This is a genomic window from Psychrobacter sp. 28M-43, from assembly GCF_014770435.1.
Taxonomy (GTDB): domain Bacteria; phylum Pseudomonadota; class Gammaproteobacteria; order Pseudomonadales; family Moraxellaceae; genus Psychrobacter.
Genome location: NZ_CP061739.1, coordinates 1,000,064 through 1,018,357 on the forward strand (window position 1 = coordinate 1,000,064; position 18,294 = coordinate 1,018,357).

The 18,294-nt window shown below is 44.0% G+C and carries 34 protein-coding genes and 1 tRNA gene; 29 read left to right on the forward strand and 6 right to left on the reverse strand.

The genetic code is table 11. From position 1 onward, the window contains the following. Position 1 precedes the first annotated feature (1 nt). The 6 genes from IEE84_RS04250 to IEE84_RS04270 form a co-directional block, all read right to left on the reverse strand. Positions 2 to 199, reverse strand: coding sequence for a TraR/DksA C4-type zinc finger protein (locus tag IEE84_RS04250; protein WP_191114966.1), 198 nt, complete (start codon positions 197 to 199; stop codon positions 2 to 4). A gap of 1 nt (position 200) precedes the next feature. Beyond that, positions 201 to 326 carry a hypothetical protein gene (locus tag IEE84_RS13175; RefSeq protein WP_267442916.1) on the reverse strand — a complete coding sequence of 42 codons (126 nt, stop codon included), beginning with the start codon at positions 324 to 326 and terminating at the stop codon, positions 201 to 203. A 127-nt stretch (positions 327 to 453) separates the two neighbouring features. Then, on the reverse strand, positions 454 to 744 hold the full coding sequence (locus IEE84_RS04255) for a hypothetical protein (RefSeq protein ID WP_191114967.1): 291 nt from the start codon (positions 742 to 744) through the stop codon (positions 454 to 456). 231 nt (positions 745 to 975) lie between these two features. Beyond that, positions 976 to 1,251, reverse strand: coding sequence for a hypothetical protein (locus IEE84_RS04260; RefSeq protein WP_191114968.1), 276 nt, complete (start codon positions 1,249 to 1,251; stop codon positions 976 to 978). Between the two features lie 75 nt (positions 1,252 to 1,326). Further along, positions 1,327 to 1,830: an HIRAN domain-containing protein gene (locus tag IEE84_RS04265; protein ID WP_191114969.1), complete on the reverse strand. Its 504-nt coding sequence runs from the start codon at positions 1,828 to 1,830 to the stop codon at positions 1,327 to 1,329. Between the two features lie 16 nt (positions 1,831 to 1,846). After that, positions 1,847 to 2,608 carry an XRE family transcriptional regulator gene (locus IEE84_RS04270; protein WP_191114970.1) on the reverse strand — a complete coding sequence of 254 codons (762 nt, stop codon included), beginning with the start codon at positions 2,606 to 2,608 and terminating at the stop codon, positions 1,847 to 1,849. A gap of 125 nt (positions 2,609 to 2,733) precedes the next feature. Between IEE84_RS04270 and IEE84_RS04275 the strand changes: the two genes are divergently transcribed. The 29 genes from IEE84_RS04275 (at position 2,734) to IEE84_RS04410 (ending at position 18,272) form a co-directional block, all read left to right on the forward strand. Then, on the forward strand, positions 2,734 to 2,955 hold the full coding sequence (locus IEE84_RS04275; protein ID WP_134292421.1) for a transcriptional regulator: 222 nt from the start codon (positions 2,734 to 2,736) through the stop codon (positions 2,953 to 2,955). A gap of 54 nt (positions 2,956 to 3,009) precedes the next feature. Beyond that, positions 3,010 to 3,459 carry a phage regulatory CII family protein gene (locus tag IEE84_RS04280; protein ID WP_191114971.1) on the forward strand — a complete coding sequence of 150 codons (450 nt, stop codon included), beginning with the start codon at positions 3,010 to 3,012 and terminating at the stop codon, positions 3,457 to 3,459. Beyond that, positions 3,452 to 3,640 (forward strand): hypothetical protein, encoded by a 189-nt coding sequence (locus tag IEE84_RS04285; protein ID WP_134292423.1) that lies wholly within the window; start codon positions 3,452 to 3,454, stop codon positions 3,638 to 3,640. The genes IEE84_RS04280 and IEE84_RS04285 overlap by 8 nt, the downstream gene beginning before the upstream one ends. A gap of 40 nt (positions 3,641 to 3,680) precedes the next feature. Then, a complete protein-coding gene (locus IEE84_RS04290; RefSeq protein ID WP_191114972.1) occupies positions 3,681 to 4,403 on the forward strand; it encodes a phage antirepressor KilAC domain-containing protein in 723 nt (240 codons plus the stop codon). After that, positions 4,403 to 5,782: a YdaU family protein gene (locus IEE84_RS04295; RefSeq protein WP_191114973.1), complete on the forward strand. Its 1,380-nt coding sequence runs from the start codon at positions 4,403 to 4,405 to the stop codon at positions 5,780 to 5,782. Before IEE84_RS04290 ends, IEE84_RS04295 begins: the two co-directional genes overlap by 1 nt. Next, on the forward strand, positions 5,779 to 6,099 hold the full coding sequence (locus IEE84_RS04300) for a hypothetical protein (RefSeq protein ID WP_191114974.1): 321 nt from the start codon (positions 5,779 to 5,781) through the stop codon (positions 6,097 to 6,099). The genes IEE84_RS04295 and IEE84_RS04300 overlap by 4 nt, the downstream gene beginning before the upstream one ends. Before the next feature lie 12 nt (positions 6,100 to 6,111). Then, positions 6,112 to 6,309, forward strand: a complete 198-nt coding sequence (locus tag IEE84_RS04305) for a hypothetical protein (RefSeq protein ID WP_191114975.1) — start codon at positions 6,112 to 6,114, stop codon at positions 6,307 to 6,309. Next, on the forward strand, positions 6,309 to 6,794 hold the full coding sequence (locus IEE84_RS04310) for a hypothetical protein (RefSeq protein ID WP_224737967.1): 486 nt from the start codon (positions 6,309 to 6,311) through the stop codon (positions 6,792 to 6,794). Before IEE84_RS04305 ends, IEE84_RS04310 begins: the two co-directional genes overlap by 1 nt. Before the next feature lie 2 nt (positions 6,795 to 6,796). Further along, entirely contained in the window at positions 6,797 to 6,979 is a 183-nt protein-coding gene (locus tag IEE84_RS04315; RefSeq protein ID WP_191114977.1) for a hypothetical protein, read from the forward strand. Positions 6,980 to 6,989: 10 nt separating this feature from the next. Beyond that, entirely contained in the window at positions 6,990 to 7,580 is a 591-nt protein-coding gene (locus IEE84_RS04320) for a deoxynucleotide monophosphate kinase family protein (protein WP_191114978.1), read from the forward strand. Continuing rightward, on the forward strand, positions 7,573 to 8,412 hold the full coding sequence (locus IEE84_RS04325; RefSeq protein ID WP_191114979.1) for a hypothetical protein: 840 nt from the start codon (positions 7,573 to 7,575) through the stop codon (positions 8,410 to 8,412). The genes IEE84_RS04320 and IEE84_RS04325 overlap by 8 nt, the downstream gene beginning before the upstream one ends. A 275-nt stretch (positions 8,413 to 8,687) precedes the next feature. Next, positions 8,688 to 8,891 (forward strand): hypothetical protein, encoded by a 204-nt coding sequence (locus IEE84_RS04330; RefSeq protein WP_191114980.1) that lies wholly within the window; start codon positions 8,688 to 8,690, stop codon positions 8,889 to 8,891. Then, positions 8,886 to 8,962, forward strand: a tRNA-Val gene (locus tag IEE84_RS04335). The genes IEE84_RS04330 and IEE84_RS04335 overlap by 6 nt, the downstream gene beginning before the upstream one ends. A gap of 105 nt (positions 8,963 to 9,067) precedes the next feature. Then, a complete protein-coding gene (locus tag IEE84_RS04340) occupies positions 9,068 to 9,286 on the forward strand; it encodes a hypothetical protein (RefSeq protein WP_191114981.1) in 219 nt (72 codons plus the stop codon). Between the two features lie 27 nt (positions 9,287 to 9,313). Beyond that, positions 9,314 to 9,499: a hypothetical protein gene (locus IEE84_RS13205; RefSeq protein WP_323969974.1), complete on the forward strand. Its 186-nt coding sequence runs from the start codon at positions 9,314 to 9,316 to the stop codon at positions 9,497 to 9,499. Continuing rightward, a complete protein-coding gene (locus IEE84_RS13210; protein ID WP_323969956.1) occupies positions 9,472 to 9,588 on the forward strand; it encodes an HNH endonuclease in 117 nt (38 codons plus the stop codon). The genes IEE84_RS13205 and IEE84_RS13210 overlap by 28 nt, the downstream gene beginning before the upstream one ends. Positions 9,589 to 9,722: 134 nt before the next feature. After that, positions 9,723 to 10,244: an HNH endonuclease gene (locus IEE84_RS04350; RefSeq protein WP_224737895.1), complete on the forward strand. Its 522-nt coding sequence runs from the start codon at positions 9,723 to 9,725 to the stop codon at positions 10,242 to 10,244. Between the two features lie 115 nt (positions 10,245 to 10,359). Continuing rightward, complete coding sequence (locus IEE84_RS04355) at positions 10,360 to 10,836, forward strand: phage terminase small subunit P27 family (RefSeq protein ID WP_191114984.1); 477 nt, start codon at positions 10,360 to 10,362, stop codon at positions 10,834 to 10,836. A 162-nt stretch (positions 10,837 to 10,998) separates the two neighbouring features. Further along, positions 10,999 to 12,702 (forward strand): terminase large subunit, encoded by a 1,704-nt coding sequence (locus tag IEE84_RS04360; protein WP_191114985.1) that lies wholly within the window; start codon positions 10,999 to 11,001, stop codon positions 12,700 to 12,702. Continuing rightward, a complete protein-coding gene (locus IEE84_RS04365; protein WP_191114986.1) occupies positions 12,699 to 13,949 on the forward strand; it encodes a phage portal protein in 1,251 nt (416 codons plus the stop codon). Before IEE84_RS04360 ends, IEE84_RS04365 begins: the two co-directional genes overlap by 4 nt. After that, positions 13,921 to 14,598: an HK97 family phage prohead protease gene (locus IEE84_RS04370; RefSeq protein ID WP_191114987.1), complete on the forward strand. Its 678-nt coding sequence runs from the start codon at positions 13,921 to 13,923 to the stop codon at positions 14,596 to 14,598. The genes IEE84_RS04365 and IEE84_RS04370 overlap by 29 nt, the downstream gene beginning before the upstream one ends. A gap of 1 nt (position 14,599) precedes the next feature. Continuing rightward, on the forward strand, positions 14,600 to 15,787 hold the full coding sequence (locus IEE84_RS04375) for a phage major capsid protein (RefSeq protein WP_191114988.1): 1,188 nt from the start codon (positions 14,600 to 14,602) through the stop codon (positions 15,785 to 15,787). Positions 15,788 to 15,911: 124 nt separating this feature from the next. Continuing rightward, entirely contained in the window at positions 15,912 to 16,247 is a 336-nt protein-coding gene (locus IEE84_RS04380) for a hypothetical protein (RefSeq protein ID WP_191114989.1), read from the forward strand. Positions 16,248 to 16,280: 33 nt separating this feature from the next. Next, entirely contained in the window at positions 16,281 to 16,463 is a 183-nt protein-coding gene (locus tag IEE84_RS04385; protein ID WP_191114990.1) for a DUF7302 family protein, read from the forward strand. A gap of 2 nt (positions 16,464 to 16,465) precedes the next feature. Further along, the gene (locus IEE84_RS04390) at positions 16,466 to 16,774 is read left to right on the forward strand and encodes a head-tail connector protein (RefSeq protein ID WP_191114991.1); all 309 of its coding nucleotides are present in this window, start codon (positions 16,466 to 16,468) and stop codon (positions 16,772 to 16,774) included. 30 nt (positions 16,775 to 16,804) lie between these two features. Further along, the gene (locus IEE84_RS04395) at positions 16,805 to 17,044 is read left to right on the forward strand and encodes a hypothetical protein (RefSeq protein ID WP_191114992.1); all 240 of its coding nucleotides are present in this window, start codon (positions 16,805 to 16,807) and stop codon (positions 17,042 to 17,044) included. Positions 17,045 to 17,049: 5 nt separating this feature from the next. After that, positions 17,050 to 17,406 carry a phage head closure protein gene (locus IEE84_RS04400; protein WP_191114993.1) on the forward strand — a complete coding sequence of 119 codons (357 nt, stop codon included), beginning with the start codon at positions 17,050 to 17,052 and terminating at the stop codon, positions 17,404 to 17,406. Positions 17,407 to 17,409: 3 nt separating this feature from the next. Then, positions 17,410 to 17,913: an HK97-gp10 family putative phage morphogenesis protein gene (locus IEE84_RS04405; RefSeq protein ID WP_191114994.1), complete on the forward strand. Its 504-nt coding sequence runs from the start codon at positions 17,410 to 17,412 to the stop codon at positions 17,911 to 17,913. After that, positions 17,910 to 18,272, forward strand: a complete 363-nt coding sequence (locus IEE84_RS04410; RefSeq protein WP_191114995.1) for a DUF3168 domain-containing protein — start codon at positions 17,910 to 17,912, stop codon at positions 18,270 to 18,272. The genes IEE84_RS04405 and IEE84_RS04410 overlap by 4 nt, the downstream gene beginning before the upstream one ends. Positions 18,273 to 18,294: the final 22 nt, after the last annotated feature.

Consider the following 18,294-nt stretch of genomic DNA (forward strand, 5'->3'; position numbering starts at 1 on the left):
ACTATCTCCGCCCTTCAAAATGATTTTGACAGTCAACGCACCGGGTAACACCACCAATGGCGCGTCGCTTGCTTGGTATTTCTTCACCGCACGCTTGGCAATCAAGCAATGACGGCATGTTAAATGTTGGTAGGGCACGCAGACGAGCTGTCATTTCAGCATCGATACGTTCACCAGCGCGATCAATATCATCAGCCATCTTAATTACTCTCCACGTTGCTGCCACAGATAGGGCAGGTCTTTGCTGGCATGTCCAGACTTAGCTCAGTTTCGAGCAGCTCAAGCGCTAATGCTTCCATTTCTTGCGGGGATTTATAGTCTGGCATGATTAATCCTTACTGCTATCAACCTGTTTTTTAATTTCAGCCTTTAAATAACCTTTAAAGACCCATTTGGCAAAGTTATAAATTGCTAAGCCTAGAACGATGAAAAATATCATTTTAAAATCAATCATCACTCTCTCCCGTAAGCTGTGGATATAAACAGGTTGGCATGCTTTGCTGTCCCTGCCTGCTCAGATGCCTCGTAGACTTCATCGTCAAACCCATTCATAGGGTCTGTGACGTAGTTGTCATCGTCTTGCGCTAGATACGCCTTATGTTCGGCTATCAGCGCGTCTTGACCTGCTTCCTGACGCTCAAAAGCCTGATTGATATACTGCACGCCAGCCGTTGCTGCTGTCATACCAAGAACCAATAATGCGATAAGGCCAATGCTGGCTAGAAAGTCTTTGATTGAGTTCATAACGGTTACTCTGTGTCGATGTGATACATATAATAATAACCATAGTTATAATTACTGTCAATAACCAAAGTAATAAAAACTACAAATAGTTATTACTTTAGGATTCTTATAGTTATAATAAAACTGTAAGTAATTGTTAGAATGGAATTACAGGCACAAAAAAACCGCCACTAGGGCGGTTTAATATTAGATTTCGACTTTCATGTCTTTACTTTATGTTCTGCAATGAAATCAGGAATACTTACCAAGCCAATCGCGAATTTTTTGAGAAACATTAAACGAAGCCCACAGTTTCCCATTTACTGGAATAACAAATATCTTATCATCACTATCAGTAAAATTTCGTAAATGATCTACAATCTCTCTAGCTGACTTGTTTGATTTAACTATCCATTGAGATTCTGTCGGTCTGGCATAAGCACCAGTTCCGCATGTTTTGATTCCTTCGTATATACGGTCGTAGTCCTTCTTCTTAACAAGATCATAGGTTATAGAGTATAAAGCCATAATTTCACCTCATGCTATCGCCAGTCTCAAGCGTGCTGGCACGGACGCTTATTTATCCTTAGCCAATACCTAGCTTTAAAAGACTATCGAGAAAACAAAAAACAATATTAGTACGCCTACGATAATCATTGTCATCGATATTTTTTGTTTGGGTGTTCCTGATAGCGGTGACGGTGACGGTGACGGCTGACTGGCTGCATCGTTATATTTTTTTAAACTTTGCGACGATCCAGCTAAATCCTCAAGGTTTAAATCAACCCAAGCACCGTACATAGGATGATCTCCTCTATATATCTTGCATCTTACAGACAGAGTATCTCTATTGCCTTCGCATAGGTGGCGATAACGAATAGCATCTTGCTTGGATAAATACCCCAATGTCCCATGAGTAGAAACAACAGCTACTGCATTTTTGTCGTAAGGGTTATTTGGCTCATATACTAATTCGACATCAACAAAAGCAGATGCGCCTTTCTTAAGGGAATTAGGGTTTTTGTAGTTTTTGTCTAAAGCGGGCTGATAGTTCGATTCACCCACAATTGGGGTGTTGAACTCATACCCAAAATGCCAGTCCGTCATCTGCAAAATCCTTTTATTAATGCTTTAAGAATGAATATCGCACCCGTCCAAATAGCGCGAACTGATTAAACGTATCACGAGTAATTAACTGATCTGGGTAGGTGTCTTTGTCAGTATTATCTGATTTTAATATCACCGTGCCATCTAAGTTTTTAATGGTGCGCTTACACATCATTTCGCCATCAGCATTAAACACGTAAATCTTATTATTAATAAAGTTATCGTATTCGCTTTCATTGGTGTTTACCAGCATTAGAGTGCCATGCGGTATGGTATTACCCATGCTATCACTACAAGCGTGCATCAGAACCAATCCATTGCCATCAATGGGCAGGTCGTTATCTCTTAGAAATTCAACGGTAAACGCTTGGGTATGATAATCAGGATGTTCAAGATTGACGTATCCATTTCCACAGCTGGCTTTGATATCCAAATATTTAATATCAACCAACCCATAATCTGTACGACCGCCAATAATAATATGATCTGAATTCTTGGCATCCTTTGAGTAGTCCCTGTCTTTTTCGTTAGACAGTGATGACTTAGTCACACTTCCTATGGCGCCTTGATCAAGCATCTCTCCAATGCCATTTGCCAGCCAATCAATATTAACCTCAAACACCTTGGCTAGCTCGCTTATATAAGTAGTCCGCTTTGTAAGCCCTTTTTCTATCTTGTAATAACTTGGCTGAGACATACCAGTGGCATCTGCCACATCTTGTTGAGATAGATTCAACCTGTCTCTAGCCAGCTTAACCCTCTCTGCTAATGTGCTCATTAACAACCTCCAATTATTACAGTTATTTTAATAACCTAGGTTATCAATGTAAAATGCTTAAAGTTATTGATTTATAATAACTAAAGTTATATTATTAAGGGGTAATTATACCTAGGGTAATAAAAATGAATCCCAACAATCCTTATAAAGCTCTCGTCAGCTATTTCGGCAACCAGCATAAAACAGCTAAAGCCTTGGGCTGTAGCCAGCCTGGTGTATGGAAATGGGTTCGAGGCAAATCTAATATGTCAGCTGCTTTGGCACTAAAGGCAGAACGAGTAACTAATGGTGAGTTCAAGGCCGTCGATCTTTGCCCCGCACTAGCATCGCCTGAAGCCACTGATTAAATACTACAACCAACCCTTAATCAATAACACGTTTTTATAAATAGGAATGACACGATGGACGTAATAGACGCAGCACACAAAACAGTACATAACTCATTACACGGCGGTTCAACAGCTATTGCTGCACGTATGGGTATGTCTAACACCGTACTCAACAACAAAGTAAGCCCAACTTGCAACACACATCATTTGCGTCTGGATGAGGCGGTCACGATCATGGAATACACAGGTGATACCAGCATCATTCAAGCGATGGCCCATCGTCTTGGTGGTGTGTTTACCCGTGTAGATGACGAGGCGACGCAGGCAAGCATAATCATGACCGCATTATCTACGTCTGCATGCCAGGGCGACATCATGAGTGAGATGCAAAAAGCATTAGAAGATGGTCGTATTGATTGTAATGAGCGTGACGCGCTACAGACAAAGACTCAAGACGCCATGGTAGCGCTACGCACACTCAGCGTCCAAATCACGAATCATTGTGAGGGTAATCATGCATAAGATTGATCAGTGTAAAGCTAGCCAGCTAAGAACAGCTTTAGTTGTGACAGGTAATGATGCAGACATCAAACGTGAGTTTGAACGTATCGAACGTGCTTGCCAGCACAAACAAGGGTGGGAGCTTAAACACAAAGCAGACGCCCAAACAAAAACCCCATCAGTTGGAGCTGATGGGGTTTAGGCGTTTCTTCAAAGCAAAAACTAGATAAAGGAATACTACAATGAATATTCAATTGATGCAAGCAAATAACGATAAGCGCATGTCTAGCCGTGAAATGGCAGATCTATGTGCCAAGCCTCATGACAATGTATTAAAGCTAGTTCGCTCGTTGATTGAAAAGGGTATCGTAAAAAATACGACACCCCACCAATACACGCACGAACAGAATGGTCAGCAATACACTCACTTCTTATCAGACCAGCGTGACAGCTTGGTTATTGTTGCTCGTTTATCGCCTGAATTTACAGCCGCCGTCATTGACCGCTGGCAAGAACTAGAAGCGCAAGCAAGTGCGACAGTCATTCCACAAACGTTATCACAGGCACTACGTTTAGCTGCTGATCAAGCTGATTTAATCGACAAGCAGAATGAGCGCTTGGCCCTTGCTGAACCTAAAGCAGCTGCATTGGATGTTATTGATAGCGCTACAGGTAGTCTTAATGCGCGTGATACAGCTAAGACACTAGGCGTTCAACCACAGAAGTTCAATGCATGGTGTATTGCTCATAACTGGATGTATCGTGACAACAAAGAAAAGCTACAGATGTGCAGCAATCGACTACAACAAGGGTTCATGTCACAACGTCCAGTAACTTACACCGTGCCAGTTAATCGGAATGGTGTCACTGTTTATGAAACACGCGCTACAACGCAGCCGCTATTCACGCCAAAGGGCCTAGCACGTCTTGCCCATATATTTGCCATCGTTCATGAGGTGGCCTAATGCATTTCTATAACTTCAACATTGCTGATTTTAACAACTCAACACGCCACCTATCGTTACCTGAGCGTGCTATCTATCGCGACTTGATAGATATGTACTATCACAACGAACAAGCCATCGATTCGTCAGATATGGATAAGCTGGCTCGTCGTCTGCTATGTACTACGCCTGAATATCTCAAGATGCTCGAATACATACTTGATGAATACTTTGTCAAACGTGGTAAGCGTCATCACCATCATCGTATCGATAAAGAGATTAAGAATTACAAATTCAAAAACGGTAACGCTGATAGTAACGGCAAGCGTAACGCTGTAACGAATGATGTAACGCAGGGTGTAACGTCAAGTAACGATAGCTGTAACGTTACGTGTAACGATGATGATATGCCAATGACAGCAGCAGAACGAACCCGTAAGTCTCGTCAAGAACGTAAGTTAATGATTAACGCCCTTACTAATATAGGCGTGTGCGTTGATAAAGGCATTAAGGCTGCTGATTTAAAACTTCTATATGCAGCGAACATTGATGATGTAACAAGTAACGTTACAAGCAGCGTAACGCAATATGTAACGCCTAGTAACGATGACTGTAACGCTAGTAACGCAAAAAACGCTGCTATAACTAGTAACCATGAACCAGTAACCAATAACCAGAAACCAGTTAGTGAGAGAGACGCACACACAAACACAGGCGAGGTGATTGTGGATAAGTTTAACCATGGTTCTGTGGATAACTCTACTGACAATAACCAACCATCAGCCAGCCAACCAGTACCAGTTGAACCACAGCCATCAGCTAACCAGCCAGCAACCAAAGCTGACCAGATACGTGACCAACGTGCTGATGATATTGAGAATTGGGAAGCACCAACCATTGACCAGATGCGCGGTGAGTTATTCAAAGCAGGCAAGATGATACAGCTGACCGATGATCAGTATCAGTTTGAAATCTCAGCATTCAAAGCTCATTACGCTGAGCAAGCGCTCAAAGGCAATCCACTGACCACAGAATCTTATCGCAAAGTAAAACTAATCAAATGGATGATGCGTGAAGCAGACAACCAGAAAGCCGATCAAGCACGTCAGGAAAAAGCTAAGGGCTGTTTCTCTACAGATAACGAGGATTGGGGCACCACGGGCAACAAAGGCGATTCAAACTTTGATAGCGACTTACCGCCTGTCTACCATCCAAGCCACAGCGCAGGACAGCCTACTGATGAGTATGCGCCACTGTTCTTGAATGGCTGCAAGCGGTCACATTTACCAGGTATGACAACTGCGGAGACTGAGGCGTATGTAGATAGATATGTTCAGTCTGGTGAAGCTCGAGTAGCAGCATACGATCGTTTATCAAGAGAAATGAAGGAGGCTGTATGAAGCAGTTAACGCAAGATATATTTAATGGCATGCCTAAATGGGTTAAGAGCGCACGTATAGATGCAAAAGGGAAGCTGGTTGTTTACAGCCTAGAGAAATCTTTAGTCACTAGAATTTTAAACAATGAGATTTTATTGCCGTGGAACTGCGGCATATGGGACTCAGGGTACGACACTACGGACTGGAAAAACAGTGCGATAGATAGAGTTGTGATTGAAGTTAAGCCTGGCTATACATGTGGTGACTGCGGATATCATCATGAGCCGCACCAGTGCCGGACGACATTTTGCGAAGGCTGTGACGCTCTACTTAGGTAAGGTGATGTGAGCATGAAAACCACAAAGGGCCTCAACGTCTTAGGACTGCAAAAGTCATTTGATACAAAGGTTTATTTTTATCAAGGCTGGTCTGGTCGAGTGAGAGTAGTTGAAGGCAACCCTTTCTATGATGACTACGCCAAGTGGTCAGAGAGCGGTCAGGCTAGAGATCATGAATATGGTGATATTAATTTAAAGGATGGTAAGTGATGATTTTAATCGGTATCGACACGGGCGTTAAGACAGGCTTTGCTCATAGTATTGATGGCGTGCTTCAGGATGTATCAACACAGACCATCCTTAGTGCACAAGATAGAGTCTTAGAGATTAGAGACGAAGCGGCACAGTCAGACGTTAAGCTGGTGGTTTGCATTGAGGACGTTCGCAAGCGCAAATGGGTAGACCACAGCATTGGTAAGGAACGTTTGAAGGGTGTTGGCTCAGTCACAAGAGATTGCAGCATCTGGCAAGAGTTCTGTGAACGTAATGGCCTACGTCATATATTAGTACCACCATCTCACATTGATACCAAGCGTAATGCTGAGGACTTCGAGATGATTACTGGCTGGACGGCTCGCACATCTGAGCACGCTCGAGACGCTGGCATGATGATCTACAAATATCACAGGCTTATTGATAAAGGTGTGGTCGACGTGCCAGCGCCAAAGCCAATTAAAAAGAGAGGGAGTAAGTAACTATGGATTGGAGATATTGGCCAGAGTGTTTTCATGCGCTATTAGCGATGATTTATAACGTGGTACTGGTATTAGCTGTGTCATTTACTGTGCTTGAGCTATATAAGCTATCAGGCTCGTTATTAGCATTGCTTGGGTTCGTAGCGCTACTGATGGTTATGAAGCCAGGATTTAAACGCGATTAAGGATAGTGTGATGAGTGATGTTGATTGCACGTTTGACGATGGGATTGAGTTACAGACTTTTGGAGAATTACCAGTGAGTAAGATGAGATTGATTGGTATAGCAGGTGAGGCTCGTAGCGGTAAAGACACAGCCGCTAAATACTTGCTGAATAAGCTGGGCGGTGATTGGTACAGCGCATCGTTTGCAGACCCGATGAAAGAGATGCTAAACGTCATAGGTGTTGACACTGGTGACAACTTCAAAGACTTACCTGTTAATCAATATGGTGTGTCTACACGCCATATGCTGCAAACACTTGGCACCGAGTGGGGCCGTAACTTAATAGATAGTGATTTCTGGGTTGATGTTTTCGCAAATATGAATGCCCACCAATGTGTGATCGTGCCTGACGTGCGTTTTGAGAATGAAGCGGATTTAATTCGTGAGTTTGGTTTTCTGATCCACATCGAAGGACGTGGTGGTATTGAGGGCAGTCATATATCCGAGCGCAAGCTTCAGTATGATGATAGGGATATTTATGTCGATAATCGAGGTTCACTCTCTGAGCTTTACGCAAGGCTTGAGTCAATAGATTTAGAAAGTGAGTCGAGAGATGACTAATATCGAAATCAAGACCGAATGGGTCGACAAGGCAGGCGAGGTAATGGAAGTGCTGCATGTCGATTATGATAAAGACGAACTTAGGTTTAAATGGCTTAACAATCCAAATCGCACAAAAGAAAGAGTTATATCTATCGACAAGTTCCTCCGTTACGCTGTGCCAGTTGTCCGAGCGCAAGAAGTGTCGGATAAGCCTGAGCCAGTAAAAGAAAATCCTGCTAAGCCAGGGCAGCAGTTTATTTCTGTATGGGATGGTGAGTCACAACTTAACTTTGGTCAGTCTCCAAACCTGCAGCTATCAAATCAAGACTGGTTAGAGCAAGGCATGCATGCCAAGACTGTTAAGTTTAATATTGGTTCCGGTGGATTACCGCCAGAAGTAAACTGGGAAGACCATTGTGCTGCTATCGCTATGATTGATGACAAGCCAGCCAAGGCGCTGGCAAGTATATTGCTATGGGGTAGCGACACTAACTGGAATTGGTCACGTCATTTCGATGAGGTCGTACAGTATCTGGCAGCCAATATGATTGAGCGCTGCAATAAAGATAAGCGTGCTGCACCGCAGGCATGTACTCATAGCCTGCCTGAGCTGGCACGACTGATGGCACGTATGGTGTTGCATTTTGAATTGTACGAGCTGTGGGATATATACACAGTGAAAGGTCGGTTGCAGTTCTCAGGAATAGAAGTAAAGGCTAGTTCTTATACAACATTATGGGTACGGTATCAGCGTCAAATAATGGACGATCTTATTGATATGGTATGCACGGCTGATCAGTATATCAGTAGCTATCGCGGGCAGCTTAACAAGGTAGATGATAACGCTTGACGCACCGTGCCAGATTAGGGTAGTATTTGTCATACTGCTAAATGGTAACAGATAAAGCAGAATATAAAAGACGATAGCTTAATTGCTCTCGTCTTTTTTTATACCTGATTGATTTAGCCACAGTCAGCACATGCCATAGAGACACCCGCCAGCAGGTGGCACTGCAAACCAAATCGAAGTCTTCATGGTACAATTACCATTGCATGTGGTGGTTATTGTTATCGTGCAAGGCGAACGTAGCTGCTTATTTATTGACTACTAGTTAAGGTTAATCCATGTCAAATAAAGATTGTAGCGCTGAATATGTAGAAACAATCCAGTCTATCAGGTCGGATGTCAGAGATTTAAGGTTCATGCTAGCAGACAAGAGCCATGGCTATGAACTAGCTGATGGTCTTTTAGATAAACTGGGAGCGCTTGAGCTTCTAACATTGCAATTACTCAAAGAGTCTAAGTTAGAAGAAAGCATTATCCCGTAGGTAGCTCAGCTGGCTAGAGCACTACCTTGACATGGTAGAGGTCGCAGGTTCGAGTCCTGTCCAATGGGCCAAAGCATTCTGGCACCCTCATTCATGACGGTGCCAAATATTCCTTACCCACGTTAGAAATAGCGTGGGCTTTTTTATGTCTAACGTTTGGTAGCGAGGCTGTTGTTATGCGATACGAGTGCACAAGCGAAACGCTGTATAACAACTACCGAACAGGCGAAACGCTAGAGTATAGAGACTCAAACCTGAAGCTACTTACTGCTAGAGCTAACAATGGTAACAGCGATGCTAAGAAGTGCATGGCTTTGATTGAGCCTGATAATAATAAATGGAAACCAAAGTCATGCCGTCCACACCTTGCCGTCAATACCGATGCCCGAACTTAGTTAAACGAAAAGACAAAGGATACTGTGATGAGCATGCAGACCAACGAAGCAACTGGACCAAGCGACCAGACAGAACAGGCAGCACAACCAAGCGAGGTTATGGACATGCTTGGCGCAAGATTCGTGCGCAAGTACTTGATCGTGATGGTCGTCTTTGCGTGGCTTGTAAGCGCTCAAGTAGATACGTGCCAGCCACCGATGTCGATCACATAATTAATAAGGCAAACGGAGGTACAGACGAGCTTGAAAACCTCCAATCACTGTGTCGTAAGTGCCATAGGTCAAAGACAGCTAATGAGTAAGGTTAATAGATATGCCGTCATATAAGTATGTAACTTGCGAGTGGTGCAAGCACAGCGTTAAGCGCCACGTAAGAGGCACAAGAGATGCTGGCAAGTTCTGTTCACGTGAATGTTCTTATGCAAGCGCGACCAACATGAAGTTAGAGCGGCAATCTTTAGAGCGACTAATAAAGAAGCAACGCAAGCGAGCAGCTAAAGCAGCCAAAGAAGCAAGACAAGCACAAGCTGTGTTAGAACGCATGCAATATATTGATGAAGCTCTTAATTGCGTATGCAAGTCTTGTGATATTTCATTTAAACAAAAGACTCATATGGGGAAAAAAGAGGCTTACTGCACGGTTTGCGCAGAAGAAGTGCGCACTAAGGCTGATAAAAAACAGAATCGTATATGTAAATCAAGACGTCGTGCAAGGATAAGAAAAACAAAGAATGAACGTATAGACCCAATAGATGTATTTAATACTGCTGATTGGACTTGCTACCTATGTGGCAATCTTACACCTGAGGTATTACGTGGCAGCTATGACAATCGTGCGCCAGAGTTAGACCATATCATTCCATTGTCTAAAGGCGGCACACATACGATGGATAATGTGGCTTGTTGCTGTAGAAAATGCAACAACATTAAGGGTGATAACTTACCCTCTACCCCATAGGGCACATCAATCCTTCAGCCGGAAGCCCCGTGTGACCGCCATCCAAGTCACATTTTTACGACCGCGAAATTAAAAACTTAGGTTGAAAGCAAAACTTAAAAAATTGGAGATTGAGATGGGCGGCGTTGCAACGGTACCAGGTCGTGGTCGCAAGCCAAAACCCACGAAGCAAAAACAGCTAGCGGGTAATCCCGGTAAGCGTGCACTGAATAATAATGAACCTGAATTTACTAAGCTCACCAAAGTTGATGCCCCTGCTTGGATGCCTGATATCGCTATTGGTATGTGGGAAACCATCGTCCCTGATTTATTAGCTAATGATGTTTTGACGGTACCGGATTTGCATAACGTTGAATCATTTTGCATGGCATATTGTCGCTGGCGTGAAGCTGAACAAGATATTAATGAGAATGGCATTACCATTCATACTGAAAAAACGGTGATTAAAAACCCAGCGGTAACAGTAGTCAATGAAGCCAAACGTCAGATGGTGCAGTTTGGTAGCTTGCTTGGACTTGACCCCTCAAGTAGACAGCGATTAATGGGACCTAAACCAAATGAAAACCAAGGCAATCCATTTGCCGACTTATAAACTTAGGAGTTTTTATGATAAATAAATCTCGTGCGCTCAGAGCGATTTTAATATTAGTGGACATCGCTTTTGTTGCTTATACAAAGTGTCGCAATAAAAACAAACCATGACCGCTACTAAGCGGTTTCTTTAAACCTAAAACAAAAGACAAGAAACTATGAAATGGCCCGCACTAAATACACCAATGTTGCTAAAGCTGAAAAGTATGCACGCGACGTTGTTGCGGGCAAAACCATCGCATGTAAGTGGGTAACGCTAGCATGCCAACGTCACCTTGATGACAAGAAAGCCAGTCGCTCAAAGGATTTTCCGTACAAGTTTGACCCTGCAAAAGCTGAAAAAATAGCCAAGTTTATCCAGTTGCTGCCGCACACCAAGGGCAAGTGGGCACAAGAACGCTTATTGATTACGCTCGAGCCTTGGCAGTTATTCAGTATCTGCATTCCGTTTGGCTGGATTCACAAGAAAACTAAGCTGCGTCGCTATACACGCGTCATTATTTTTGTGCCACGTAAGAACGGTAAGTCAATCATTGCTGCTGGTATCGGCTTGTATATGTTCGTCGCTGATGGTGAGTTTGGTGCTGAAGTCTATTCAGGTGCAACCACTGAGAAGCAAGCATGGGAAGTATTCCGACCTGCTAAGCAAATGGTTGACCGCACACCACAAATGAAAGAGTGGTATGGCATTGAATCCAATGCCTCAAACATGAATGTATCGCGTGATGGTAGCCGATTCGAACCAATCATTGGTACACCAGGTGACGGTTCAAGTCCGTCTTGTGCGTTGGTTGATGAATACCATGAGCACAAAGACAGCACATTGTACGACACGATGGAAACAGGCATGGGTTCGCGTGAGCAGCCAATGATGGTCGTTATCACCACTGCCGGTAGCGGTATTGGTGGACCATGCTACATGCTAATTCGTGACGCACAAAAAATGCTTGAAGGTGTGATGGATATCCCTGATATGTGGGCGATGATCTATACCAAAGACGAACATGACGACTGGACAAGCGAGCTTGCGCTACGCAAAGCCAATCCAAACTACGATATATCAGTCAGCGGCGACTTCTTAGAAGCGCGGTGCCGTGATGCTGTGCAATCTGCACGTAAGCAAAACACCTTTAGAACCAAGCACGTCAATGAATTTGTCGGTGCCAAGTCTGCTTGGATGAATATGTCTAAGTGGAATCAAGCGCCGGCACGTTTATCTCTTGATGAATTACAGGGCCGTCCGTGTTATATCGGCCTCGATTTGGCAACTAAGATTGATATGGTCGCCAAAATTATGGTCTTTCCTCCGTATGGTGGGGATCCTAATTACCACGTCCATGGCAAGTACTACATTCCAGAAGCACGTCTCTACGAAGAGGGCGAGGTTAATAGTGAGCGGTACCAAGAGTGGGACAAGCTTGGCTTGCTTACTGTGACTGATGGTGAGGTCATTCAGTTCTCAGTGATTGAAGATGACATCCGCGATGACATGGCGACTCACGATGTGCAAGAGGTGGCGTTTGACCCATGGCAGGCCGCACAGCTCGCTCAAAACATGGAGAACGATGGCGTAACAATGGTTGAGATACGCCATACCGTTCAAATGATATCTGAACCCATGAAAGAGATGGAAGCGCTGGTGTTATCACAGCGATGGGCGCATGGCGATTGCCCAATTATGACTTGGATGATATCGAACGTGACTGCCACCTTAGATAAAAAAGACAATATCTATCCAAACAAAGAGCGACCAGAAAACAAGATTGATGGGCCAGTTGCTGGAATCATGGCGTTGGCGCGTGCGACGGTACATGACCATGACGCTGGCAACTTAAACGACTTTCTAATGGACCCAATTATCGCATGAGTACACTTAATGACAGCAACTGGTGGTCACGATTCAGAGGTTCGTGGCGTAATGACAGCCGCCTAGACAAGGGAGATACTTCTACGCCTTTTACGGGTGGCAGTACTGCTGGTGGCAATAGCATCAGCCCAGACAAAGCAATGAAGCTTGCTACTGTGTGGGCGTGTGTCCGATTGCGTAGTGAAACCATCGCTTCATTGCCATTTCATCTTCGTGACGAAAAAAAAGACCTAGCAAAAGACCATCCTTTATATCGAATTTTGCATGATCAGCCCAACGCCGACATGACTGCTAGTGAGTTTTGGGAGGCTATGGTTGCTTCTCAAGAGCTTGATGGTAATGGTTACGCGCTAATACTCAGAAACACCTTAAAAACAGTCATCGCTTTAGAGTTTTTAGACCCAGAACATATGCACGTAAGCCGCAGCAAGATGGGCAAAATTGATTACACATATAAGAAAGGTACTAAGGATGAAGTTGTTTATGACGAAGAAGACATCCTACACCTAAAGGGCTTTTCTCTTGACGGCTTGGTTGGTTTGTCTGCTATCAAATATCAGTCCGATGTCATTGGTGGTCAGATTGATGCAAACAATGCGGCCAATTCTGAATTTAAAAACAATCTCAAAGCTGGTGGCTTTCTTAAGACTGGTGAAAAAACGCTCAACAAAGAACAGCGTGAACGCTTACGCCAGAACTTAGCGACATTTGGTGAGCCTCAGAATGCTGGCAAGTGGATGGTACTTGAATCTGGTATGGAACCAGCCAGTGCTTCACATGTACGTATTAGTGCACAAGATGCTCAGTTGCTTGAAAACCGCCGCTTTGGTATCGAAGAGATATGTCGAACTTTTAAAACCCCGCCACAGCTTATCTATCATATGGATAAGGCGTCGTCATGGGCATCCAGCCTTGAGCAAATGAACTTGGGTTATTTGACGTATGGATTACGGCCAACACTGGTACGTATTGAGCAGATGGTCACGCGCAAGCTGCTGACACCTGAAGAACGAAAAAAATACTCACCGAAGTTTTCTGTTGAGGGTTTGTTGCGGGCAGATAGTGCCGCTCGTTCAGGGTTCTATAGCACCTTACTCCAAAATGGCGTAATGACACGTAACGAGGTACGAGCCTTAGAAGATCTGCCTGCACATACTGGCGCTGATCAGTTGACGGTGCAGCTCAATCTTACCCCTATTGAATTACTAGGACGAACCAATGAGCAAACTAAAGACAAAACAGATTAGCTTTGATGTAAAAGCTATCGAAGATGATGGCACGTTTAGCGGTTACTGCAGCGTGTTTGATGTTGAAGATAGTTATGGTGATGTCGTAAAGGCTGGCGCTTATGCTGAGACCATTAAAGAATGGGCAGAGAAAGGCAAAATGCCGCCGGTTCTTTGGCAGCATGGGCGTGGGGATGTTATCGGCGTATGGACCAAGCTTGTTGAAGATGAAAAAGGTTTGTATGGCGAGGGGCGCTTACTAATTAAAGATGTTACGAAAGCACGTGAAGCTCATGCATTGATGAAGCATGGCGCTATTGACGGTCTGTCAATTGGCTACCGCGTAAGAAAGTGGTCGTTCAACGAAGAAGACGGCGTGCTTGAGTTATTGGATATTGATTTAAAAGAAATCAGTATTGTGACATTCCCTGCCAATGAAGACAGCCTTGTCGATAACATAAAATCTATTTTAGAAAGCGGCGATATTCCGTCACTACCCGAATTTGAGAAGTTCCTGCGTGATGCTGGTGGCTTCTCAAAATCGCAAGCCACTGCCATAGCTGGGCATGGTCTGCGCTCATTGATTCAGGGCGAGCCTGAAGCAAAAAAATTAGCTAATGACGCCAGTGAAACATTGGCAATCTTACAACGCATTAATAGGAATGTTTAATATGACTGATGAAACTAAAGCGCTCGCCACTGAGTTGGAAAAGGCCACGGGCAAAGTAAATGAATTGGGCGTTGAGCTCAAAGGCCGTATGGAAAAAGGTGAAAAAGGTATCAACGATCTAAAAGACCAGGTCGATGAAGCGCTGACGTTAATGAACGAAGCCAAAACTCGCCTTGATGAAGTCGAACAGAAACAAGCGCGCCGCGGCGATGACGGTAAAGTTGAGCAAAAATCACTTGGTCAGCAAATGTATGAAAGCGAACAGTTTAAGTCGTTTGCTGAAAACCCACGCAATGGCAGCCGCGCGACACTACATGTTAAAGACATCACCAGTGCCACAACTGCCGCACCTGGTTCTGCTGGCGCGTTAACTACGCCGCAAACTGTGCCAGGCATTGTGGCGCCACCAAACCAAGTACTGCATATTCGTGACTTGATTGCATCTGGTACTACCAATAGCAATTCCATTGAGTACATTCGCGAAACAGGCTTTACCAATAATGCAGGTGCGCAAACCGCTGAAGGTGCGTTAAAGGCTAAATCTGATTTGCAGTTTGATGATGAAACAGTGGCAGTTCGTACCATTGCCCACTGGGTTAAAGCGTCTCGCCAAATCTTGGACGATGCTGCGCAGCTTGAATCATATATTGGTGGTCGCTTGATGTATGGTTTGAAATTGGTTGAAGACCGTCAGTTGCTTAATGGCGATGGACTAACTGGTAATCTAAAGGGGATTATTCCACAAGCATCAGTCTTTGCCGATCCTACTGCAATGGCTAGTTATACGGTGATGGATCAGTTGCGACTGGCTCAGCTGCAAGCAGTTATGGCTGAATATCCAGCAAGTGGTCATGTGTTGAATCCAATTGATTGGGCGATCATGGAATTATCGAAAGATAACGAAGGTCGTTATATTATTGGTAATCCACAAGGTACAGCACAACCTACAATGTGGGGTCTGCCTGTCGTTACTACTCAAGCGATGGGTTTTGGCAAGTTCTTAACCGGTGCATTCAACATGGGTGCGCAAGTGTTTGACCGCATGCAAGCATCAATTGCTGTTGCTACTGAAAACGAAGATGATTTTGTGAAGAATATGATTACCATTCTTTGTGAAGAGCGCTTGGCGTTAGCTGTTTATCGTCCAGAAGCTTTCATCACTGGTACGCTTGCAGCGAAAACGGTGTAATAGTTAACGAAACTTTTATCCTTAGAAATAAAAAACACGCAACCTGTCTAACAAGTTGCGTGTTTTTTTATTAAGCCAAAGCCAGTTTATTAAGCTGATTTTGTCTTACTAACAGGAGCATGTCATGGAATATAAAGTCACTAAGCAGCACTGGGGCGACAAACAGTACTTTGAGGGCGATACGCGCGAAGTTAAAAACGACTCAGACGCTAAAGATTTGATGCGTATGGGTATGATTATCGATCCTAAAGCAGCTGCAGCAGAAAAGAAAAAGGCGGCCGCTGATGCCAAAGCTAAAGCAGACGCTGACGAAGCTGCAGCTAAGGCTAAAAAAGAAGCTGACGAAGCCAAGGCTAAGGCTGGTGCTGAAAAAGCTGAGAAAGAATCTGATGAGGCAGAGAAGGCAGCGCCTGAAACCAATAACAAGATGGCGAAGAAGCCATCTAACAAGTCAGAGTAATTAATTATGTTTATACGTACTTTGAGATACACGATGGTTAATCGGATTTTTCGACAGAGTAATACCACTGTCGAAGTAGATAAGGCCGAAGGTGAGAAGCTAGTGCAAAAAGGCCATGCTGTTGAAGTCGATGCACCTCATGTTGAGGTAGTAAAAGCGGAAACGCCAAAAACCAAAGCTGCAGCAAAAAACGATACCAAAGATAAGGCAGATTAATTATGGTCACAATCGAGCAGGTTAAGCATCAATGCCGCATCGAGCACGATGATGAAGATGTGCTGCTGGCTGGATATATAGCAGCTGCTCGCGACCATGTGCAAATGCACCTAGACCGGACCATTTACGAATTGGCGGTACCGGATGATGATCCTGATGGTGTTATCGATAATCCATCTATTGATCAGGCGACTTTGCTAATGATTGGCCACTGGTATGCCCATCGTGAGGCAGTATCTGAATCATCTATGAATGAGATGCCGATGAGTACTTATTGTCTGCTACAGCCTTATCGAAATATGGGAATGTAATAATGACTTGTAAAGGATGTGAGGCTCGCCGTGAGTGGATCAAACAAAGAACCGATGAAGCAAGCGATCGAGCAAAGCGACTTATTGCCAAGCTTAATAGCTCTAGCGACAAAGATAGTCGAACAAAATAATGTATTAATCCAGCAGTCCAGTGAGAAAGAAAAAATCATATTGCGACTGCTTGATCAGAACGATGAGATATTAAACGAGCTCGTTGAACAAGAAGATGACGACGATGAGCAGACGGGCTCAACCTTTTTAGATGGGTGAATGATATGGCAGTCAAGGCAGGCGAGTTACACCATCGCGTCACAATCCAAAGCTATGTGAAAGGCGGACGTGATGAGGATGGATATGAATTGCCATCAGAGTGGATTTTTTACAAAAAAGCGTATGCCAAAATCACGCCGCTTTCTACTAAAGACTTGCTTAGTGCACAGGCTGCAGACTCTGAAATAACAGCTCGCATGAAGGTTCGATATAGCACTGGTCTTGATATCGACACGACAATGCGGGTGGTTTGGAAAGGTCGATTCTTTGCTATAGACAGCCAAGGTCTTGATGATGGCGATAGTGGCCTGGAATATACAACGTTCACTCTGTCAGGCGGTATTGAGCAATTTAAGGATTAAACCATGGCAAACGAAATTACTGGACTTGACGAAGTGCAAGCAAAGTTACGTCAGCTTGGTAATCAACGTAAAGCAAAGAACGCTGCTACTCGCTCATCACGCAAAGCAATGAACATCGTTAAAAAAGCGGCTGTGGTCAACGCCAAAGCGTTTGATGACAAAGACAGCCCCGAAAAGATTTGGAAAAACATTGTTACCAAGGCTGGCAAAACCAAGGGTGTTGATAATGTCGTGATGAAAGTTGGTGTAAAAGGCGGTGCAAAAAATTACGGCACTAATGCAGATAATAGACGTGCAAACCGTATAGGTCGCACTTATCAGACACAAGGCGATAAGAAGAACCCCGGTGGTGATACCTGGTACTGGCGCTTTAAAGAGTTCGGCAGTGCAACTAATAGTGCAGATCCTTTTTTACGGCCGGCACTAAATAACAATATGGATGCAGTACAAGCTGAGTTTTCCAGAGCATACAAAGAAGAGCTCGACAAGGAGATTGCCAAGCTATGAGCTTTTTACCGATATACCGCACGCTTAAAGCTGATATTGATTTGGCAGCGCTTATCGATGTCGAGAGCAAGGCGTTTGAAGATGTTGCACCGCAGGGCACATCACCGCCTTACATTGTATGGCAAACAATCAGTGCACAAGCAAATAATCACTTAGATGAACCCGCGAATTTTGATGATACACAGTACCAGCTAATGGTCTACGCAGCAGATGCTAAGACTGCCTATAACTTACGCGATGCTTGTCGAGTGGCGCTAGAAAAACAATCTTGGATATCCAATCCTTCTATTAACTTATATGACAGCAAAGCTAAGCTTTATGGCCGCGGCTTTGATGCCAATTGGATATTAGCGCGTTAACTATTTACCAACCACACTAGGA